General features: G+C 46.3%; 17 protein-coding genes. 3 read left to right on the top strand and 14 right to left on the bottom strand.

What is annotated here, in order from left to right:
• Positions 1-42: 42 nt before the first annotated feature.
• The 8 genes from AND4_RS08675 to fabB all read right to left on the bottom strand — a co-directional run bounded on the left by AND4_RS08675 (position 43) and on the right by fabB (position 11,927).
• The gene (locus AND4_RS08675; RefSeq protein ID WP_009842583.1) at positions 43-621 is read right to left on the bottom strand and encodes an SPOR domain-containing protein; all 579 of its coding nucleotides are present in this window, start codon (positions 619-621) and stop codon (positions 43-45) included.
• A 14-nt stretch (positions 622-635) separates the two neighbouring features.
• Positions 636-1,898: a bifunctional tetrahydrofolate synthase/dihydrofolate synthase gene (folC, locus tag AND4_RS08670; protein WP_009842582.1), complete on the bottom strand. Its 1,263-nt coding sequence runs from the start codon at positions 1,896-1,898 to the stop codon at positions 636-638.
• A 46-nt stretch (positions 1,899-1,944) separates the two neighbouring features.
• On the bottom strand, positions 1,945-2,871 hold the full coding sequence (accD, locus tag AND4_RS08665; protein ID WP_009842581.1) for an acetyl-CoA carboxylase, carboxyltransferase subunit beta: 927 nt from the start codon (positions 2,869-2,871) through the stop codon (positions 1,945-1,947).
• Between the two features lie 195 nt (positions 2,872-3,066).
• Positions 3,067-3,861, bottom strand: coding sequence for a tRNA pseudouridine(38-40) synthase TruA (gene truA / locus AND4_RS08660; protein WP_009842580.1), 795 nt, complete (start codon positions 3,859-3,861; stop codon positions 3,067-3,069).
• A gap of 90 nt (positions 3,862-3,951) precedes the next feature.
• Positions 3,952-8,055: a FimV/HubP family polar landmark protein gene (locus AND4_RS08655; protein ID WP_009842579.1), complete on the bottom strand. Its 4,104-nt coding sequence runs from the start codon at positions 8,053-8,055 to the stop codon at positions 3,952-3,954.
• 199 nt (positions 8,056-8,254) lie between these two features.
• A complete protein-coding gene (locus AND4_RS08650) occupies positions 8,255-9,268 on the bottom strand; it encodes an aspartate-semialdehyde dehydrogenase (RefSeq protein ID WP_009842578.1) in 1,014 nt (337 codons plus the stop codon).
• A complete protein-coding gene (locus AND4_RS08645; RefSeq protein ID WP_009842577.1) occupies positions 9,265-10,398 on the bottom strand; it encodes a 4-phosphoerythronate dehydrogenase in 1,134 nt (377 codons plus the stop codon). Before AND4_RS08645 ends, AND4_RS08650 begins: the two co-directional genes overlap by 4 nt.
• 317 nt (positions 10,399-10,715) lie before the next feature.
• Entirely contained in the window at positions 10,716-11,927 is a 1,212-nt protein-coding gene (gene fabB / locus AND4_RS08640; protein WP_009842576.1) for a beta-ketoacyl-ACP synthase I, read from the bottom strand.
• Between the two features lie 128 nt (positions 11,928-12,055).
• On the opposite strand from fabB, the gene mnmC reads away from it, so the two are divergent.
• Positions 12,056-14,074 (top strand): bifunctional tRNA (5-methylaminomethyl-2-thiouridine)(34)-methyltransferase MnmD/FAD-dependent 5-carboxymethylaminomethyl-2-thiouridine(34) oxidoreductase MnmC, encoded by a 2,019-nt coding sequence (mnmC, locus tag AND4_RS08635; protein ID WP_043991572.1) that lies wholly within the window; start codon positions 12,056-12,058, stop codon positions 14,072-14,074.
• A gap of 147 nt (positions 14,075-14,221) precedes the next feature.
• Here mnmC and AND4_RS08630 read toward each other — a convergent pair whose 3' ends face one another.
• The 3 genes from AND4_RS08630 to AND4_RS08620 all read right to left on the bottom strand — a co-directional run bounded on the left by AND4_RS08630 (position 14,222) and on the right by AND4_RS08620 (position 15,763).
• A complete protein-coding gene (locus AND4_RS08630; protein WP_009842574.1) occupies positions 14,222-14,749 on the bottom strand; it encodes an NADPH-dependent FMN reductase in 528 nt (175 codons plus the stop codon).
• A gap of 152 nt (positions 14,750-14,901) precedes the next feature.
• Positions 14,902-15,165 carry a YfcL family protein gene (locus tag AND4_RS08625; protein ID WP_009842573.1) on the bottom strand — a complete coding sequence of 88 codons (264 nt, stop codon included), beginning with the start codon at positions 15,163-15,165 and terminating at the stop codon, positions 14,902-14,904.
• A gap of 64 nt (positions 15,166-15,229) precedes the next feature.
• Positions 15,230-15,763, bottom strand: coding sequence for an elongation factor P hydroxylase (locus tag AND4_RS08620; RefSeq protein WP_009842572.1), 534 nt, complete (start codon positions 15,761-15,763; stop codon positions 15,230-15,232).
• Between the two features lie 320 nt (positions 15,764-16,083).
• Here AND4_RS08620 and AND4_RS08615 point away from each other — a divergent pair, with 320 nt between their 5' ends.
• Positions 16,084-16,707 (top strand): trimeric intracellular cation channel family protein, encoded by a 624-nt coding sequence (locus AND4_RS08615; protein WP_009842571.1) that lies wholly within the window; start codon positions 16,084-16,086, stop codon positions 16,705-16,707.
• Positions 16,708-16,794: 87 nt separating this feature from the next.
• On the opposite strand, the gene aroC is transcribed toward AND4_RS08615, so the two are convergent.
• Both aroC and prmB read right to left on the bottom strand, forming a co-directional pair.
• Positions 16,795-17,880 (bottom strand): chorismate synthase, encoded by a 1,086-nt coding sequence (aroC, locus tag AND4_RS08610; protein ID WP_009842570.1) that lies wholly within the window; start codon positions 17,878-17,880, stop codon positions 16,795-16,797.
• 218 nt (positions 17,881-18,098) lie between these two features.
• Positions 18,099-19,031, bottom strand: coding sequence for a 50S ribosomal protein L3 N(5)-glutamine methyltransferase (prmB, locus tag AND4_RS08605; protein WP_009842569.1), 933 nt, complete (start codon positions 19,029-19,031; stop codon positions 18,099-18,101).
• 61 nt (positions 19,032-19,092) lie between these two features.
• On the opposite strand from prmB, the gene smrB reads away from it, so the two are divergent.
• Positions 19,093-19,623, top strand: coding sequence for an endonuclease SmrB (smrB, locus tag AND4_RS08600; RefSeq protein WP_009842568.1), 531 nt, complete (start codon positions 19,093-19,095; stop codon positions 19,621-19,623).
• Between the two features lie 97 nt (positions 19,624-19,720).
• On the opposite strand, the gene sixA is transcribed toward smrB, so the two are convergent.
• Positions 19,721-20,185: a phosphohistidine phosphatase SixA gene (gene sixA, locus AND4_RS08595; RefSeq protein WP_009842567.1), complete on the bottom strand. Its 465-nt coding sequence runs from the start codon at positions 20,183-20,185 to the stop codon at positions 19,721-19,723.
• Between the last annotated feature and the right edge of the window lie 214 nt (positions 20,186-20,399).

The raw sequence follows: 20,399 nt of genomic DNA, 5'->3' as shown, positions 1-20,399 counted from the left end.
GGCGCGCATTTTAACAGAAAAAATGCTGACGCAAACGTTTTCTTATGGATTTAATGGCTTAAATTTAAGCAATTGACCTTTTGAGCCTGTAATTTTTTGTAATTCTTTGACCTGTCGTTCAAGTTTACTTTTTGATACATCAGGACCAACAATCACTCGAGTAAAAGCCGACTCTTTTTTTACATGGGCTTGATAACCACGCTTCTGTAAATCTTCCACCAACGCCACTGCGTTGTCATGATTTTTCAAAGCCATCAATTGAATGATCCAAGCTGAATCTTCGTATTGATTTTTTTCTTCAACCGGGCGAACGACAACGTCAACCTGCTGAGACTGTTTAGCTTCTTTTGGTTGAGAAACTGGCTCTGGCTGAGAAACCGCTGCTTGAGCTTCATTTACCGTTGCTGTGACCGGAGATTCAGGCAGTGAAACGTCATCTTCAACTGGCGCTGATATCTGGAAGTTCTCCACATCACTATCAAGTTCAGGTTTGATAGGAATGCTGGCAAACTCTTCTTTATAGTGTAGTTTCTTACCATCTAGTACATCAGGAAGTACGATGACTCCCACTGCCACCAGTACGATAGTGCCGACTAAACGACTTTGGAATTTACTTGCCATCAAATTACCTTTGATTACTCATTATTTGATTGCCAATGCGCCAAGACTTCACCCACAGTATGGAAGGAGCCAACCACTAGGATGACATCATCTTGAGTAGCATGATTTTTCGCACTTTCAAACGCCGCCACTGGAGTTTGGAACTGAACTAGCCCATCAGGTAAGTGTTGACACAAATCATCTGCTGTCGCCGCTCTCGGGCCAGTCAGCGATGCTGGGTACCATTTTGTCGTAATTGGGGCTAACGTCTCGATTGTAGCTTTAATGTCTTTGTCGTGCAGCATCGCCACGACCACGTGGATGTTCTTATCCGCGTACTGACATTTTACTCTCTCTACCAGGTATTCAGCTGAATGAGGGTTGTGCGCGACATCAAGGACGATTTCCGGCCCGGTTTGCAAAATCTGCATTCGACCAGCAAGGCGGGCACGACTTAAGCCATTGACGATATTAATGTCGGTAATTTGCAATTCTGAAACACCAAGCGCCATTAATGCTGTTGCCGCATTAGGTAGCGGTAACGATGGAATCGGTAGATCTTCTAATGCAAAGGCACCGCTGTTCCACTTCCAACCTTTTTCCATCAACTGATAATCAAACTGGATACCAACCTGATAAAACTCAGCGTTGATATCGTCAGCGTGCGCGGCAACGGTCGCTGGCGGTGTTGGTTGACCACAGATAGCAGGCTTGCCGGAACGGTAGATACCTGCTTTCTCAAAACCAATCACGTTGATATCATCCCCCAACCAATCGACATGATCGATAGCCAAGCTCGTAATCACTGACACATCGTGATCCACCACGTTTGTCGCATCTAAGCGCCCACCTAGACCAACCTCTAGCAGTACCACTTCGACTTTTTCAACTTGGAAAATACGAAGAGCCGCTAGCGTACCGAATTCGAACAGACTGAGGCTAATATCACCGCGTTGCTGCTCAATGTAGTCAAATGCTTCACAGTGTAGACGGTCGTCAGCGTCTACTCCATTAATACGAACACGCTCATTATATCGAATTAGGTGGGGGGAACTGTAAACGCCAACTGAATAGCCTGCATCTAATAGAATCGCCTCAATCAACGCACACGTCGACCCCTTGCCATTGGTACCAGCAACAGTAATCACAGTAGGAGCAGGTTTGGTGAGATTGGCTTTTTGGGCTACCGCTTGAACTCGGTCTAAACCAAGGTCGATAGCTGAGACATGGAGATTTGCTAAATAATCAAGCCACATCGATAAGGAAGATGTGGCTTGAGGAATAGAGTTTTGGGTCATCTAACGTTAACCATTAATTTCTTAGGTTTTTATGTTAGCTGCTACTTTACCCTTTTTCGTCCGCTTCTGGTACAGAATATGGTTCTTCTTTTGGAGATTCGTTAACCGAAACCACCATAGGGGATTTGTAGTTAGTTAGCTTAGCCACTAAACCACCTACCCGCTGACGCATTTCACGACGGTCAACGATCATATCAATCGCACCATGATCAAGAAGAAACTCACTGCGTTGGAAACCTTCAGGAAGATCTTCACGTACAGTCTGCTCAATAACACGACGGCCGGCAAAGCCAATCAATGCTTTAGGTTCACCGATATTGATGTCACCCAGCATCGCCAAACTCGCTGATACACCACCCATTGTTGGGTCAGTCAGAACAGAAATGAACGGTAGACCTTTACCAGAAAGACGTTCAAGTGCCGCACTGGTCTTTGCCATTTGCATAAGAGACATCAGTGCCTCTTGCATACGCGCGCCACCACTTGCAGAGAAACAAACCAGCGCACAGTTGTTTTCAATCGCCGCTTCTACTGCTTTAACAAAGCGCGCACCAACAACTGAACCCATTGAACCGCCCATAAAAGAGAATTCAAACGCACACGCGACTAGCGGCATGCCCAGTAGTTCACCTTGCAGCACGATAAGCGCGTCTTTCTCACCACTGTTCTTTTGAGCCGCAGAGATACGTTCTTTGTAGCGCTTGGAATCTTTAAACTTAAGTTTGTCTTGCGGCTCAAGCTCAGTACCAAGTTCCACACGGTTGCCCTCATCTAGAAATGTCTCTAGACGACGACGCGCTTTCATGCGCATGTGATGGTTACATTTAGGGCACACTTCTAAGTTACGCTCAAGCTCGGCATGGTACAGAACCTGCTCACAAGAAGTACATTTCGTCCACACACCTTCAGGAATTGAAGCTTTACGTGAACTAACTAGGTTGCTTTTCTCTAAAATCTTTTCAAGCCAACTCATGGAAGACCTTTTCTATCAACTCTTCCGCTTCATTGCGAAAGATATAAATTCGGGATATTGCGGACGGATTAAAACATATCTTGCCGCGACTGTAGATAAAAAACTGGTTGTACCTATTTTTGATATCATTAATAACGCACATTTTTTGTACGTAACTAACCTAAAGTACCGATAATTTGAAACAAAATCGCAAATTTAGTTCAAATTATCTGGCAAAAACAGCGGACCGATCGGCATACGTGGTAACCCGAACTCTTGTGGGTAGTCAACATCCACCAAATATAAACCTTCGGCTTTAGCTGTTGCACCTGCCAGTTTGCGATCTTTCGCATCGAGCAGTGATTTGATCCACGCAGGCTTCTCTTCGCCTCGCCCAACTTTAATTAGGCTACCAGTAATATTGCGCACCATATGGTGCACAAAAGCATTTGCTTTGATATCAATCACAACATAATCACCGTGACGAGTCACGTTCAAGTGCATCATATTTCTGCATGGACTTAAAGACTGACAGTGTGCCGCACGGAAGGAACTAAAGTCATTCTCACCCAGTAGGTACTGCCCTGCTTCATGCATTTTCTTCTCGTCAAGTTCGCCGTGGTAATGGCTCACACCAGAATTCAAAATACCTGGACGAAGTGCGTGATTAAAGATGATGTAGCGATAACGGCGTGCGGTTGCAGAGAATCGAGCATGGAAATCATCGCTCACTTCCACTGCCCAACGGACAGCGATATCACTTGGCATGTTTGCGTTTGCCCCCATGGTCCAAGCCACCATTTTACGACTCACGTTAGTATCGAAGTGAACAACTTGCCCCGTGCCATGTACGCCCGCATCGGTACGACCTGCACATTGTACTTCGACAGGATGATTCGCCACCACAGACAATGCTTTTTCTAGCTCTTGTTGGACACTCTTCACTTCTCTTTGGCGTTGCCAACCAAAGTAGTTTGTACCGTTATATTCGATACCTAATGCGATTCTCATTTTAACCTTCGAACTCTAAAATGGGGCAGGAAGTATATACGTAAGTCCCTCCAGATACAAAAATGGGCAGCCCCTGCTACCCATCTTTACTTATCGACCGTTAATCGCGTCGATGAGCCCTTTCGCTTCGCGACGAATATCATCTTCACCGTAAACAATGGCTTCTTCTAGCAGTTTAATCGCCCCTTGAGGATCATTCATTTCAAGATAGATTTTTGCTAGGTCGAGTTTGCCTGCAGCTTCTGCATTGGTATCGACATCGACTTCGCCAATATCGCCAATTACATCCGGGAACTCATTCAAGCCCACATCGAGCTTAAGCTCTTGCTCTTCAAACTCACTCCCGTTTTTGTCCACCTGAGCCATCAATTCATCAATCGTCATGAACTGACTTTTCTTCGGATCAAAGTCGCTTAGGTCACCTTGCTCAGCCCAGTTTTCTGGTGCGATTTCTGGCTGTGTTAATGCCTCTGAAGAGCCCCAAACTTCACGCTGGTCTTCTGGGACTTCTGTTGTTGATGACGTATTTTCTGGCGGCAACTTAAAGCCATCCCAGTCATCACCAACATCAAGCATGGTTTCAAAGTCCATACCAGCGCTTGCAATGGTATCGCTGTCTAGATTTCCATCAAACACTTCAGATTCAGTGTTTTCAGACAACAAACTCGCCATTGCAGACTCTTCAAAGTCATTAAGATCAGACTCTAAGTCCGCTTGTGCGACTGGCTCAGGTTCGACACTGAAAGCCTCCGGCTGCGCAAATACATCAAACAAAGCATCGTGGTCATTATCTGATTGGATAACAGATTGATATGCCTCAGAGCGCTCTGAAGAGGCTTCTGGTTGTGCATCGCCCATTGAAGCTAACGCATCTTCCTCATTGAATTCTGGCAATTCCAGATCATCAAAGTTGAGGTCTTCACCTTCAACGGTCGGTGCTGGCTCAGAGATCTCTTCTTCAGATAGCGCAGGCTCATCAGCCATCGATGCTAGGGCATCTTCTTCGCAGAATTCTGGCAAGTTTAGGTCATCGAAGTTGAACTCTTCACTGTCAGAAGTTGGTTCTGTAGCGCTAGTCTCTGGCTCTGCAGTTTCTGGTTCTACTGATTCTGCTTGTTGAGCTTTGGACGTAAGCGTATCTTCTTCGCTAAGCTCAGGAACTTCTGAGTCTTCTGTGTTGGACGCTTGTACGGCATCTGCAACGGGTGCTTCAAGTTCAGTAGGTTCAGCAGGTTCAGCCTCTGTCAGCGCTGGTTCTTCTACCATTGACGGAAGCACTTCTTCATCGTTGAATTCAGGCAGTTCTGACTCTTCTGGGCTTCGTGCTTGTTCGGATTGCTCAACTGATGCTTCTAGCTCAGCGATTTCAGATTCCGCTAGCGCGGGCTCATCCGCCATCGATGCTAGGGCGTCTTCTTCGCTGAATTCTGGAAGTTCTCGCTCATCGAAGTTGAACTCTTCTTCATCAATCGCTGATTCAGTCGAGCTTGCCGCTACTGGCTCTTGTTCAATTTTGCTTTCAGGCTCAATTTCATCAACAAACCAATCTTCCTCTTGAGGAATACCAAATTCGTTTTCAACCGTATTGGGTGTTGGTGTGAAGTTAGGTTCTGTAATCGGCTCTACAGTTGTTTCTTGTTGTGGCTCTAATGCTTCAGGCAGCTCTGATGAATGCTCTTCAACTGGCGGTTCTAGTTGCTGTTCTTCACTATCCGTTTCAAATACGTCATCACTGATTAAAGCATCAAGTTCTGCTGCAAAGTCTGAACGCTCTTGTTCATTTGGTAGCAGAGCTTCGTTATTACTTTCAAATAGCTCATCCAACTCCGTCATTAAAGGATCATGCTCAGGAGATGCTTCTTCTAACGGTGGTATCTCTGCTTCAGGCTGGTTTTCACTCATTAGAGCATCAATATCAAAACCGGAATCTAAACCGAGCGCGGCTTTTTCATCTTCTCGCTCAACAGCAGCTGCAGCATCCTTGATTGGTTGAGGTTGTTGCTGAAGTTTTGCTTCCTCTACCGCAGGCTCGGGGGCATCAAAGCCTAACGAAGCAAGAAGATCATCATCACTTTGTGTGCTCTCTGTCTGCTCTGCGTTCTCATCTTCAACAATCAGATCATCAAATGGGTCGGTTTGGCTGCTTGTATTACTCTGCTCTTCTTCAATACTTTCATCGCTAAGAAGTTCATCCAGCAGGTCAACACTGTTTTCATCAATGCCTTCTAGTGAATCGTCACCATCGAATCCGGACAATTTCTCCAGCTCATCAAGCGGGTCAAAGTCATTGTCAGATGAACCTTCATTTGCGAAGTCGACTAACTCATCAAGTAAGTCAGTACTGTCTGCATCGATGCTTGGCTCTTCGCCTAAACCCGCGATGTCTTCCAGCTCTCTAAGAGGATCCAAATCATTAAGCGACTCACCGTCGTCTTCACCGATCAATTCATCCAGCAGCGCAGGGGCACCCTCCGCAATTAAATTGCTATCAGTAATGTCAGACGGGGTGTCTGGGTTGTCGGACAAGTCATCAGCTGTATCGCTTGTTACTGGCTGATCGTATCTTGCGAGCAGGTCGTCGATGTCATCATCCGCCACATCACAAGAAGCGACGACATTTTCAGAGTCAGCTGGATTGTCATCCTCAGCGTCTAAGTTGAGATCATCGCTATCAAGGTCAGCGAACAAATCATCCAGCATAGCTTGGTCAATGGTGTCATTGTTTAGCGCTTCTGCTGGCTCATCCGCTGCAAGCAACTCTGCGAACGCATCTTCAGGTAATGCATCCGCATCCGAACCATCTTCATCAGAAAGATCGAAGCCTGCCTCATCGCCATACTGCACGTCAGGATTCGGCGCCACTTCATCAAGCGCACGCTCCATTTCTTCAAGACCTAGTGCTTTTTCCTCGCCATTGACCTTAATACCATTGCTAGAAGAGTCGAAATCATCAAAGCCGACATCTAGATCACCATCGTCTCCAATGCTAGCAAATGGGTCTTCCCCATCGTCGCCTTCTAAATTGAAGTCAAGATCTTCATCTAAGTCACCGAAAACATCCTCTTCAGACTGCTGCTCTTCGTCTCCGAATAGTTTTTCTTTTTCATCGTCATCGCCAAACAGGTCATCATTGAGGCTAAGCTCTTCATCTACCTCGTCTACAGCAGCCAAACCTAAAGGCGCGGCGAGAGGGTCAAGACTTTGCTGCTCTTGCGCAGCCGCTTCTTCCTCCTTCGCTTTAGAACGACGACCAAGCAAGATTAAGACGAGTAAGGCAATTAACACCCCCGGAATTAACGCCGCAAGACCGACAAGCCAGCCATTCGATAAGATTTTATCCATGGCGCTCGGCTGCATGCGTTGTTGTTCAGCAATACGTTGACGCTCTTCCTCCAGCAACCTTTCGACTTCTGAACGAATACGCTCTTCGTCATTCAAGGACGTTTTTAGTGTTTCAACTTCACTTTGTACTTCAGAAAGCATCAAACGCAGACGGTGATTCTTTTCCTCTAGTGACTCTATGTCACTGTGTGAACCTTGCAGCTTATCTTTAAGCGCACTGACCTGCTTTTCACCTTGCGGTGATGTGGCTACTGATGGTACTGGTGTTGTCGGCTCAACCACTTTAATTGGTTGTGGTTTTGGTAATTCCGGCTTAAGCGTTTCTGGTTTTGGTTTTGGTTCAGGTTTAGCGACTTCAGTAACTGGCTTTGGTTGCTCAACTTTTGGTTTTACTGGTTGCGCTGGTTTTGGTTGAGTTAAGCGAGCTTGGTGCGCTTTCATGACCGCGACTGCTTGCTCTGTCGTCGCACTTTGAACCTGATCAACAGAAGGCACACGAAGACGACTGCCAGGAATCAGCTCGTGGATATTTTGGTTCTCAAACGCTTGAGGGTTGATACGGTAAATGGCAAGCAGCGTTTGTTGTACAGAAACATTTCGAGATGGTCGCAATTTAGAAGCAATCGACCAAAGCGTTTCATTTTGACCAGTTGGACCGAAGAAACGCGACGGTTGGTCATCTTTGGGTGGAGCGGGCAACGCTCGCTCAATCTCCTCAGCATAGCTTGGAGATGCTTGCACTTCGCCAGAAGGTCCAACAAGACGAATTCCTTCGGCTCGAACCACAGACGATGTCTGAGTCGCGCTCATCAGCACAAGGGCTGCTAACAAACGCTTATAATTTTGAAGCATAGAGGGCTCAGTTAGGTGCTAGTAACAAATTTGGAATCATGATCAGTTTAATATATCGGATAAAGCACGCAAAACGATAGTGTTGAGGGCAAAAAATGTCTAGCGCTCACCATATTCGTACTAATCTCACAAAATTTCACCTCGTTCGCACAAAAAAGCCTCGCATTATACGAGGCTTAAGGGTTGTAGTCTGGTTGACTTAGTAGTAATCGCGGATCAGTATTTCTGCAATTTGAACCGCGTTAGTCGCCGCGCCTTTGCGAACGTTATCAGCCACAACCCATAGGTTTACACCACTGTGGTGACTGATGTCATTACGAATACGGCCAACCATGACGTGATCTTTACCACCTGAATCGCGAACTTGTGTCGGGAAGTTGTCACCATGGAAGACTTCGATACCGTCTGTCTGTTCAAGTAGATTCACCACTTCTTGTGCATCAATTGGTGAGCTAGTCTCGACGTGAACAGCCTCTGCGTGACCATAAAATACGGGTACGCGCACACAAGTTGGGTTGACTGTGATTGATGGGTCGTTAAAGATCTTTTGCGTCTCCCAGACCATCTTCATTTCTTCTTTTGTGTAACCGTTTTCCATCATCTGATCGATTTGAGGAATACAGTTAAACGCAATCTGTTGGGAGAATTGTTTCTTGTCCGCAGGCACACCGTTTAACAGTTTCGCCGTTTGACCCGCAAGCTCGTCGATACCCGCTTTACCCGCACCTGATACAGATTGATACGTTGATACGTTGATGCGCTCGATGCCTACTGCATCGTGAATTGGTTTCAGCGCCACCAGCATTTGAATAGTAGAACAATTTGGGTTGGCAATGATGTTGCGGTTACGGAATTCTGCAATCGCTTCAGGGTTAACCTCTGGCACAACAAGAGGAATGTCGTACTCGTAACGGAAGTGTGACGTATTGTCGATAACGATAACGCCTTCGTCTGCTGCGATTGGTGCCCATTTTGCTGACAGCTCACCACCAGCAGAGAACAAAGCGATGTGCACTTGAGACCAGTCGAACTCTTCTACGTTTTGTACGCGAATTGTTTTACCATTGAAGCGGCAAGTCTTGCCTTCACTACGCTCACTGGCTAATAGAAAGATATCGCCTACTGGAAATTTTCGCTCTTGAAGTACTTCCAAAATTGTTTCACCGACCGCACCGGTCGCACCTAATACGGCAACATTATATTGCTGGCTCATTGACTTACCTCAACCTGAAAACCTAGTTCTGCTAATGGTGCAAGATTGCATTTTTGGTTACCCATTAGCTTGACAGCGCTGTATTCGCGGCGATCCCAGTAATTTTTACGCATCAGGTCAAAGGAGCCTGGCTTACTGATTTCGCGGCGGAAAAGGGCGTCATCTTTGCGCACATCATAGATTAACTGCGTGATGTTGTGCAGCGTTGCTTCATCCCATGCTCTGTCCAATACCATAGTAGGTACAGGTGCAGTGGGCAGTAAATCACTGGCATGCGCGCGTAATTCGTTATTTAAGAACTCGCAGTAGCTATTGAAAATCATTGTCGTGCCGCGAGCTTTCCCTTCCAGACCATAGCCTGCAACATGAGGGGTGGCGAATGCTAGCAGAGGGAGAAGCTCCATATCAACCTCTGGTTCAAATTCAAATACATCAAGTGCTGCGGTAAATCCGTCGTTTTTCAATAAACGCTGCTTTAGAGCTTGGTTATCGACAACCGGACCGCGCGCAGCATTGATCAGAATCTGATCGCTTCGAAGTCCATCTAGCACCGTTTTACTCATCAGATGATGCGTTGGGTATAGACCGTCTTTGGTGATTGGCGTGTGTAACGTAATGATGTCGGAATTTTCTAACAATTCAGCCAGCGGAGTAAAGTTTCGAGAATCCCCCTCTTGTTGTTTGAACGGATCATTAATAAGTACATTAATCCCCATACCTTTCAAACATTTTTCAAGATAGCTACCCACTTGGCCTGCGCCAATGATACCGACAGTTTTATCGAAAACCGAGAAACCTTGTTGCTGCGCCAACACCATCATGACGCTGAATGCGTATTCGGCAACACCCACTTTGTTGCAACCTGGCGCAGCGGTGAAAAAAATACCTTTCTCTTGCATTAATGCTTGATCGACATGGTCCATGCCCGCCGTTGCCGTTCCAACAAACTTGAGCTTGTTTGCTTTGCTGATCAGCTCAGCGTTTACTTTGGTGACCGAGCGAATCATAAGCGCATCGACATCCACGAGATCATCAGCGGTCAGTGTGCGACCGGATTTTAGAATCACTTCACCGAGTTGGCTAAAAAGCTCTTCAGCGTACGGCATATTTTCATCAACAATAATTTTCATAGCGCCAGCGTTTAACATCCATTTGTATAAGTTTGTTTGATCGCAAGATGCGAAGCTCGATCGATTGTGCCCGTTTCTCGAAAAATCTCAACAATTAGCGTGGACAAAACCCAGATTCCGAAAAGAAAAAACCCGGCTAAATTAGCCGGGCAAAGTTCCAGAACAAAAGGATCTAACCCCGCTCTCCTTGGGATAGAATCTACGTCTGTTCGATCAGCTTGACTGATCAAGGTCTGGAAACTGGTCCGCTGGTTTGTTCATACCTATGTGAGAACACCATAATATTTCACCCAGCAAATTCAGTTCGCTTGAGTCGCTTACGCTTGGTACTTTTTAATAACCAATGTCGCGTTTGTGCCACCAAAACCAAAACTGTTCGACATAACAGTCGTGAGTTCTGCATCACGCTTTTCAGTCACGATGTCTAAACCTGTAGCCGCTTCGTCTAAATTCGCTACGTTAATGCTCGGCGCGATAAAGCTATTATCGAGCATCAGGGTCGAGTAAATTGCTTCATGAACACCAGCTGCGCCAAGTGCGTGACCAGTCATCGCTTTCGTTGCAGAGATTGCCGGGCTGTTGTCGCCAAACAATTCTTGGATAGCGCCGAGCTCTTTCACATCACCGACCGGAGTCGATGTGCCGTGCGTGTTCACGTAGTCGATGCTATCCACATCTTGCATTGCCATCTTCATACAACGCACCGCGCCTTCACCTGAAGGAGCAACCATGTCGTAGCCATCAGAAGTCGCGCCGTAACCTACGATCTCACCATAGATTTTCGCGCCACGAGCCAGAGCATGCTCCAGTTCTTCGATAACTAGCATACCGCCACCGCCTGAGATGACGAAACCATCACGGTCTGCATCGTAAGTGCGTGATGCTTTTTCTGGAGTCTCGTTGTACTTAGTTGAAAGTGCGCCCATGGCATCAAACATCATAGTTTGAGACCAATCTAGCTCTTCACCACCGCCGGCAAATACGATGTCTTGCTTACCAAGTTGGATAAGCTCCATTGCGTGACCAATACAGTGTGCAGACGTTGCACAAGCTGAACTCATAGAGTAGTTCACGCCACGAATCTTAAATGGCGTTGCAAGACAAGCTGATACGGTTGAAGACATGGTACGAGGGACCATGTAAGGACCCACACGCTTTACGCCTTTTGCACGCATAGTATCGGTCGCTACGGTTTGGTTTAATGCAGAAGCTCCACCAGAACCTGCAACGATACCAGTACGATCGTTCGACACTTGCTCATCGGTTAGGTTGGCGTCTTCAATGGCTTGCTGCATTGATAGGTATGCATACGCAGCCGCATCACCCATAAAGCGCATCTGTTTACGGTCTATGTGCTCCGCCGGGTTAATCTTTAGATCACCCCAAACCTGTGAACGAAGACCGTGTTCTTTAAACTGCTCTGATGCAGTAATACCAGACTTACCTTCTTTTAGAGACGCTAAAACTTCTTCGACGTTGTTACCGATACTCGAAACAATACCCATACCGGTGATTACGACTCGTTTCATTATGACATTCCTATAATTCAAAAATCCGCTAGATGATAACTAAGATAGTCAACAAAAGTGGTCAGCTTTCCCAGAAATCCGTACAATTGCCGAATTCTAACCGCGCCAAATCACATATTTGCACCATTATGACTTCGATAAAAAACGCAGAACTTGGTTGGAACGAAGCTGGTACACCGGTTTCTGACCAATTTGATGATGTTTATTTCTCTAACGTAAACGGTCTTGAAGAGACGCGCTACGTATTCCTCAAACAAAATCATCTGCCACAAAGATGGCCGGAGTTTGACCAAAGACGTTTTGTTATTGGTGAAACCGGATTTGGCACTGGATTAAACTTCTTAGCCGTGTGGCAATGGTTTACCGAATTTCGTCGCGAATATCCAGAGGCAAAGTTAAAAGAATTGCATTTCGTCAGCTTTGAAAAATACCCACTTAGCAAAACGGACTTAGAAAAAGCGCACCAATCTTGGCCAGAGTTGGCCGAATTCGCCGAAAAACTGCAACAACACTACCCTGCCGCCGTTCCTGAGTGTCATCGCCTTGTTTTAGAAGATGGGGCAATCACGCTCGACCTTTGGTTTGGTGATATTAAAGACTGCATGCCGCTCGTGCCTTACGGTGAGAAAGGCTTAATTGACGCTTGGTTCCTAGACGGTTTTGCACCGAGTAAAAATCCGGAGATGTGGAACCAAGACCTGTTTAATAACATGGCAAAATTAGCGAAGCAAGATTGCACGGTCGCAACTTTTACCGCTGCTGGCTTTGTGCGCCGCGGCCTGAATGAAGCGGGCTTTGCGATGAAAAAAGTCAAAGGTTTTGGCACCAAGCGGGACATGATTGCCGGCTCGATGCCTCATCGAAAAGCACACTCAAACCACTTACCTTGGTTCAACCGCACAGCGTCGACCAACCATGATTCCATTGCGATTATTGGTGGCGGCATCGCGAGCGCGGCTCTGGCTAAAACGCTGGTCCTTCGCGGTCAGAATGTCACGCTTTACTGTAAAGATGCTCAGCCCGCTCAAGGGGCATCAGGTAACCGTCAAGGTGCGGTATACCCATTATTAAATGGTCCACACGAAGGGGTTTCTCGTGTATTTGCTCCAGGCTTTTTGTTTGCCCGTCAGTTTGTTGACCAAGCAGCTCAAGACATCCAATTTGATCACGATTGGTGTGGCGTCACGCAACTAATGTGGAATGATAAATCTACAGACAAGCTGGAAAAGATGCTGACAGGCAACTTCACTCCAGAGTTAATTCATAAGTTATCTGCTGAAGAAACAGCGAAGAAGATTGGCTTGCCGATTGACATGGCATCGGTTCATTACCCTCTGGGTGGATGGTTATCTCCTGCTGAGCTTACTTGTGGTTTGCTTACTCAACTAGAAAAAACCGGGCTTTTTAATGCGAAATTCGAGCATCTCGTCGAGTCGCTAACTTGGGATGAAGCGCGTCAGCTCTGGACATTGAAAACGCACGAACAACGCTTTGAGCATTCAACCGTTGTCATCGCCAACGGCAGCGAGTTCCGGACACTAGACCAAACCGCCAATCTACACATGGGGCTGGTAAAAGGCCAAATTAGCCACGTACCAGCGACACAAACACTGTCTAAGCTGAAAACGGTACTGTGCTACGATGGTTACATGACACCTGTAAATCCGAAGAATCAACACTTATGTATCGGTGCAAGCTACGACCGTAGCCATCTGGATTACGAATTTGACCTTGGTGCGCAAAAAGACAATGCTGAAAAGTTAGTGAAATGCCTGCCGAATCAAGCTTGGACAAAAGATGTTGATACTTCAGGTAACTTGTCTCGCCAGGGTATTCGCTGTGTTAGCCGTGACCACCTGCCGTTTGTGGGTAATATTGGCGACTTTGAAACCATTAAAACACAATATGCGGATCTTCAGAGTCGACAAGAGCAAGACGTCGAAGCAATTCATCAATTCCCTAACCTGTTCTGTTTCCTAGGTTTAGGCTCTCGTGGTTTGAGCTCTGCGCCACTCATGGCTGAAGTGTTGGCATCACAAATCTGTGGCGACCCTTTACCACTGCCTGTCGACGTGTTGGCTGAACTTCACCCAAGCAGAATGTGGGTGAGAAAGCTGCGCAGAGGCAGACCGATCACTGAATTTTAACTCGTTTCAATTATGCCTCCTTTCTATTAAAAGTGAGACAAATCTCGAGATAACTATCTTCTCAAAGCGGTCTTAAAAGCCAGAGGAACAATCTTTAAATTCAGCTCTCCCCCTTTCTGAGGGGGAGTGGATGACGGTAACAAAAAACTACTGACTCAAGGCAGCCATTGCCGCTTCGATTTGCCCTGCGATTTCCGCATTACGGACCTCGCCCGTTTCAACATTAAAGTTATCGTAGAAACTTGGAACTGATAGCGATGCTTTAACATCAGCGCCGAAGTGAGGCGCTGAGCCCATTGCTACCCCCAACACAGTTTGTGCACCACTTGGGCCTGGTGCAGTCGCTAGGTATACCGCTGGTTTATTTTGGAATACTTGACGCTCGATACGTGACGCCCAATCAAAGAGATTCTTGTACGCCGCTGGGTACAACCCGTTGTGCTCGGCATAAGAAATGACTAATGCGTCGGCCTTGGCAATATCAGCAAGGAATGCTTTCGCGCCTTCTGCCTGACCAATTTCTTTTTCTATATCTTCACTGAACAAAGGGACATCGTAGTGGTTGATATCTAACACCTCCACGTCCGCACCTTCAACAAGGTTGGCTGCGTAGGTCGCTAAGATTTTATTGATGGAAGTGGAGCTCGTAGAAGCCCCAAATGCGATAATTTTCATGGTTGTAGTCCCTATTCACAGTTTATATTCGCTAGAGTAAAAGGTGAACCAGTGTGCCACAACCACAAAAATTTTAAGGAGAGGTTCGAAAATTTCGAAGGAGTTTATTTCACTTCTTTTTTGACTAGAAGCCTGTAGCAACTCATCAAGAATCAAGCTTGCGCTTGAAGCTCTTGCCATAAATCGCTAACGATCACGCGGTCTGCTGGTGTTAACTCTGAGCGGGCATCTTGAAGGCTGTTTTCGATGCGAGATTTTAGCTCGGTCACATCATTAATACCCTCTTCTTCGCAAGAAGCAGCAGACAGAGAAATGTGACCACGTAAATAACCACCAGCAAACAGTTCATCGTCCGATGCCGTTGCAATACGAGCATCAATCAGTTCTAGTAGTTTTTCTTCAAATTCAATAATCATGGCGTTTCTCTGAGGTTATTTAACGGGTTCGAATCAATCACATTACATGAACCCTAACTTGAAATTACTTGGGTATAAAATCAGACATTTCCAGCGGCTTGGTTCGATAAAAAGCGCGTAACGCATCCGATAACATTTGAACGCGTGGTGGAAGCCCCTTGGTTAAAATACCCATGACTTCTTCGTGCACTTTGTGCATGAAGCCGAGACGATCGGGTTCAAAATCGCCGTGTAGATTGTCACAACTGACGTTAAAAGGGAAGCCAGCACTTTTCGCTAATATCCACTCATAAGCTTGAGGGCGAATTTCAACTTTTTCGAACTCAGCTTGAACTTCTGCTGTTCGGCCATCGGGTTCGTACCAGTAACCAAAATCCTCTAGCAAACGACGCTCTGGTCCCGCCACACACCAATGGGCTATCTCATGCAGCGCTGACGCGTAAAAACCACGAGCAAAAATAATCCGATGATGCGGATGCTCTTGGTCTGCTGGTAAATAAATTGGCTCATCACCACCAAGCTCCAACTTGGTATTAAAAGTTTCAAGAAAGGTGTCGTTAAAGATAACGATAAGGTCTTGATATTCGTGCTTTGTCATCAATTCTGTACTTCAAGTGGGTATACGCAGCGCATTGTCGCTGTTTTTCTTCAACAGGTAAAGCCAAGCAACACGTTCGGTTATTAGCTGAATTTATCTGAAAATCGCTTTCTCCCTACTATTTCTCATTCGTCACAGATCACATTTCCCACTACACTCACGCCTTATTTTTAAGCTTAAAGATGGCGTATTCAACGCCACTCAAAGTGAGTTTTTTTGGGTTAAGCCCTTCCCAAGGCTTAAATCTTGTTGGTAAATTTTGCGGCTGTTTCCTTGAGATCAAGGACGGTGAAAGAGCCCTTTTATTTGAGTACTCCCTTATGCTGCTGAGTGTGTTGTATATCATTGGTATCACGGCTGAGGCCATGACTGGTGCATTGAGTGCTGGTCGAAGAAAAATGGATTGGTTTGGTGTTATGTTAGTCGCCAGTGCTACAGCAATTGGCGGCGGCACGGTGCGTGACATTCTCCTGGGCCACTACCCGTTGGGTTGGGTACAAAACCCTGAATTTTTGGCAATCACATGTGTTGCTGGCGTCCTAACGACAGGTTTGGCGAAATGGGTGATTAAGCTGAAAGGCCTATTCATTCGTTTAGATGCACTGGGCTTGATCGTATTTAGTATCATCGGTACCAAAGTCGCAATTGGCATGGGCTTGCATCCTGGTATCTGTATGGTGTCCGCATTAGTAACTGGCGTATTTGGTGGCCTATTACGCGACTTGATCTGTCGTCAAACACCACTTGTGTTACATGAAGAGCTATACGCGTCGGTGGCACTTATCGCATCGGGTTTGTACCTTGCGCTACTTGAGTTCAATGTACCAGATGTAACCGCGACGCTTGTGACTCTGATTACTGGTTACCTGCTGCGCATGGCGGCAGTACGTTTCAAATGGCGCTTACCTTCATTCCACTTGGACACGGAAGGCTCGATTCACTGATTTGAATTATAAAACCTATTGAAAAGACGTGAAAAAAGGCTGCTCAGTGAGCAGCCTTTTGTTTTTCTATCGAGATACACTTGCCACTTAAATCTTTGGTGTCTCGGTTTGTACACCATGGTTTTGACCACGATGACGCAGTAAATGATCCATAACGACAATAGCCAGCATCGCTTCAGCGATAGGCACGGCGCGGATGCCCACACATGGGTCGTGACGACCTTTTGTGATCAACTGAGTGGGCTCGCCTTCTTTAGTGATGGTTTCACCTGGGACCGTAATGCTTGACGTTGGTTTGAGTGCGATATTCGCAACAATCTCTTGGCCGGTAGAGATACCGCCAAGAATGCCACCCGCATGATTACTACCGAAGCCATCTGGAGAAAGCGTATCACGATGCTCACTGCCTTTTTGGTTTACCACATCAAAACCGTCGCCAATTTCAACGCCTTTTACCGCGTTGATGCTCATGAGCGCGTGCGCGATGTCTGCATCCAAACGGTCAAAGACAGGTTCACCGAGGCCAACAGGTACATTCGTTGCCACTACTTGAATTTTAGCGCCAATGGAGTCGCCTTCTTTCTTCAGATCGCGTATTAGCTGATCAAACGCCTCCACTTTATCGGCGTCTGGACAGAAGAAGGCGTTGTTTTCGATTTCATTCCAATCCACTTTATCGATTGAAACGTCGCCCATTTGCGATAAATAAGCGCGAATTTCAACCCCAAACTCATCTTTCAAGTATTTCTTCGCGATCGCACCGGCCGCCACACGCATTGCGGTTTCACGAGCAGACGAACGGCCGCCACCTCGATAATCCCGCACACCATATTTCTGGTGGTAAGTGTAATCAGCGTGTCCTGGGCGGAACTTATCTTTTATGTCTGAGTAGTCTTTAGAACGCTGATCTGTGTTCTCAATCATCAGACCAATTGAAGTACCTGTGGTTTGACCTTCAAATACGCCAGAAAGAATTTTTACTTCGTCCGGTTCACGACGCTGGGTAGTGTAACGTGATGTGCCTGGACGGCGACGGTCGAGATCCGTTTGCAGATCTGCCTCAGTGATTTCCAAACCTGGTGGGCATCCATCTACGATACATCCGAGTGCGATACCGTGACTTTCTCCGAATGTCGTCACCCGAAAATGTTGTCCGATACTGTTTCCTGCCATTACTTCCTCAAATTATTGTCGCAACGCTCTCCATGAGCGTAACTGCTTTTCAATTCTTCGTGAAATCATAGTGGCGATATTACGTTTTGATGTAAAGGCCAATTTGGCGGAAAAAACGAAACAAGCTTAATTTTCAGAGTTCAGTGCGAAACGGATAAAAAAACACCGAGCACTGGGCTCGGTGTTGTCATTATGTTTAACCGCTGTTTTCGACAGGCTTAGTCTTTGTACAGTTTAAACTCTTCTGCGCATTCAACCAGTTGATCGCGCGTAAGCATGAATACGCCGTGGCCACCGTGCTCGAATTCAATCCAGGTGAATGGAATTTGTGGGTATTGTTCCATCATATGGACCATGGAGTTGCCGACTTCACACACAAGAATGCCATTGTCTGTTAGGTAGTCAGGTGCGTTAGCAAGAATACGGCGAACCAGTTTCAGACCGTCAGTACCAGCTGCTAGTCCAAGCTCAGGCTCGTGCGTGAACTCGTCTGGAAGACTATTCATGTCCTCTTCGTCCACGTAAGGTGGGTTAGACACGATCAGGTTGTACTGCTCTTTTGCAAGGTCACGGAACAAGTCAGAGCGAATTGGGAATACTTGCTGCTCCATGCCGTGATCTTGTACGTTTTGCTCAGCCACTTGTAGAGCGTCTGTAGAAATGTCGATCGCATCAACTTCTGCGTCAGGGAATGCGTGCGCACAAGCAATCGCAATACAGCCGGAACCGGTACACAGGTCCATAATGCGAGTTGGCTCTTCGACAAGCCAAGGTTGGAATTCCGCTTGAATCAATTCACCGATTGGAGAACGTGGCACAAGTACACGCTCATCAACGAAGAACTCTAGGCCACAGAACCAAGCTTTATTGGTTAGGTATGCCGTTGGTGTACGCTCATTAATGCGTTTTACAACCCGCTCAACGATACGCAGGCGCTCACTGGTCGTTAGGCGAGAATTCAATACGTGCGGAGGCAAGTCAATCGGCAAATATAATGTTGGCAGGATCAACTGTACCGCTTCATCCCAGGCATTATCAGTGCCATGACCGTAAAACAGGTTGGCTGCGTTAAAGCGGCTTACCGTCCAACGAATCATATCTTGAAGGGTATGGAGCTCCGATACCGCCTCTTCTACAAAAATCTTATCCAAAATTGCCTCCGAAAAGCGCTACAATACTGCCATAAACTTACAAACTTAAAATATTTACCCAATGAGCAAAAAAGACACCGAACATGATGACGATTTCGCCTTGTTTAAAGATGAAGTAAAGGGCGTAAAAAAGTTGCGACAGGATACCATAATCCAGCGACCAAAAAATAATTCTCAACAAAAAGAAATCAAACGCTCAGGCCGTGAAGCGAGTGACTCTGAGTTTTACTTTTCCGATGAGTTCGTTCCAATGTTAAATGCAGAAGGCCCCACTCGCTATGCACGCGACGATGTGTCTACCTATGAGGTGAAACGCCTTCGTCGTGGGGTGTACGTACCAGACGTGTTCCTTGATATGCATGGAATGACACAACAAGAAGCCAAGCGTGAACTCGGTGCGATGATTGCGTACTGCGTTAAAAATGAAATCCACTGTGCGTGTGTTCAACACGGCATCGGTAAGCACATATTAAAACAGAAAGCACCACTTTGGTTGGCTCAGCATCCGGATGTGATGGCGTTTCACCAAGCACCTTTGGAATTTGGTGGAGATGGCGCTCTACTGGTGTTGCTGTCTATACCGGAGAAATAACCTCGCCCCCGATTTCAAAAAGTATTTGACGAATGTGCAAAAATAAAAAAGGCAGGGTGATCCTGCCTTTCGTTTAATCGCCATGGAATTTCGCTTACTACGGCTTGCTATGCCACAGTACTTCACCGCGTTGTGTTTGCGGATCAAACTCAATGCACACCAGGCCAGATGTTGGGAACATAGGCGGTGTCATGTCTTTGACAAATTCCGAAGTAAGATAGCCCACAAGCGGCAAGTGCGACACAAATAGCAAAGTCTCTATCTTCTCCACATCAATCATCGCATTAGCGAAATCAAACACTTGGTCGGATTGACCGTAAGGCGTGATGTCTTCACACGTTTGGATGCTTTTGGCCGAAAAATGCGCGCTGGTTTCTTGCCAAGTCTGTTGCGCTCGAATGTACGGACTCACCAATACTTTGTCGAAATGAGCAAAACCACGCGCTTTACACGCTTGGGCAACGGCTTCCGATTCAGTTCTGCCTCTTGGAGTCAGTTGTCTTTCTGCGTCGGTGTTCGCAAAATTCTCCGCCTCACCGTGACGCAAGATAAATATTTTCATGTTATTTCCTAGGGATAGCTAACGCTACCAAAAGGTTGGCTGCTATCTTTATACACATAGCTAGCTTGCTTTAATAAAGTCGAAACAGAAATACTGATATAATTAACGATTTATTATACCAATTCGCTTGCTAAAGACAGCGACTTTCTTAACAATCTATTAAAATGAATAACTGTTCATCACATTCTACGATGAAGTCATGGACTCAGAGCAT

Source organism: Vibrio sp. AND4 (genome assembly GCF_000171815.1).
Taxonomy (GTDB): Bacteria; Pseudomonadota; Gammaproteobacteria; order Enterobacterales; family Vibrionaceae; genus Vibrio.
The sequence above is the reverse complement of the archived record's forward strand: the minus strand, read 5'-3'. Positions and strand labels throughout refer to the sequence as shown.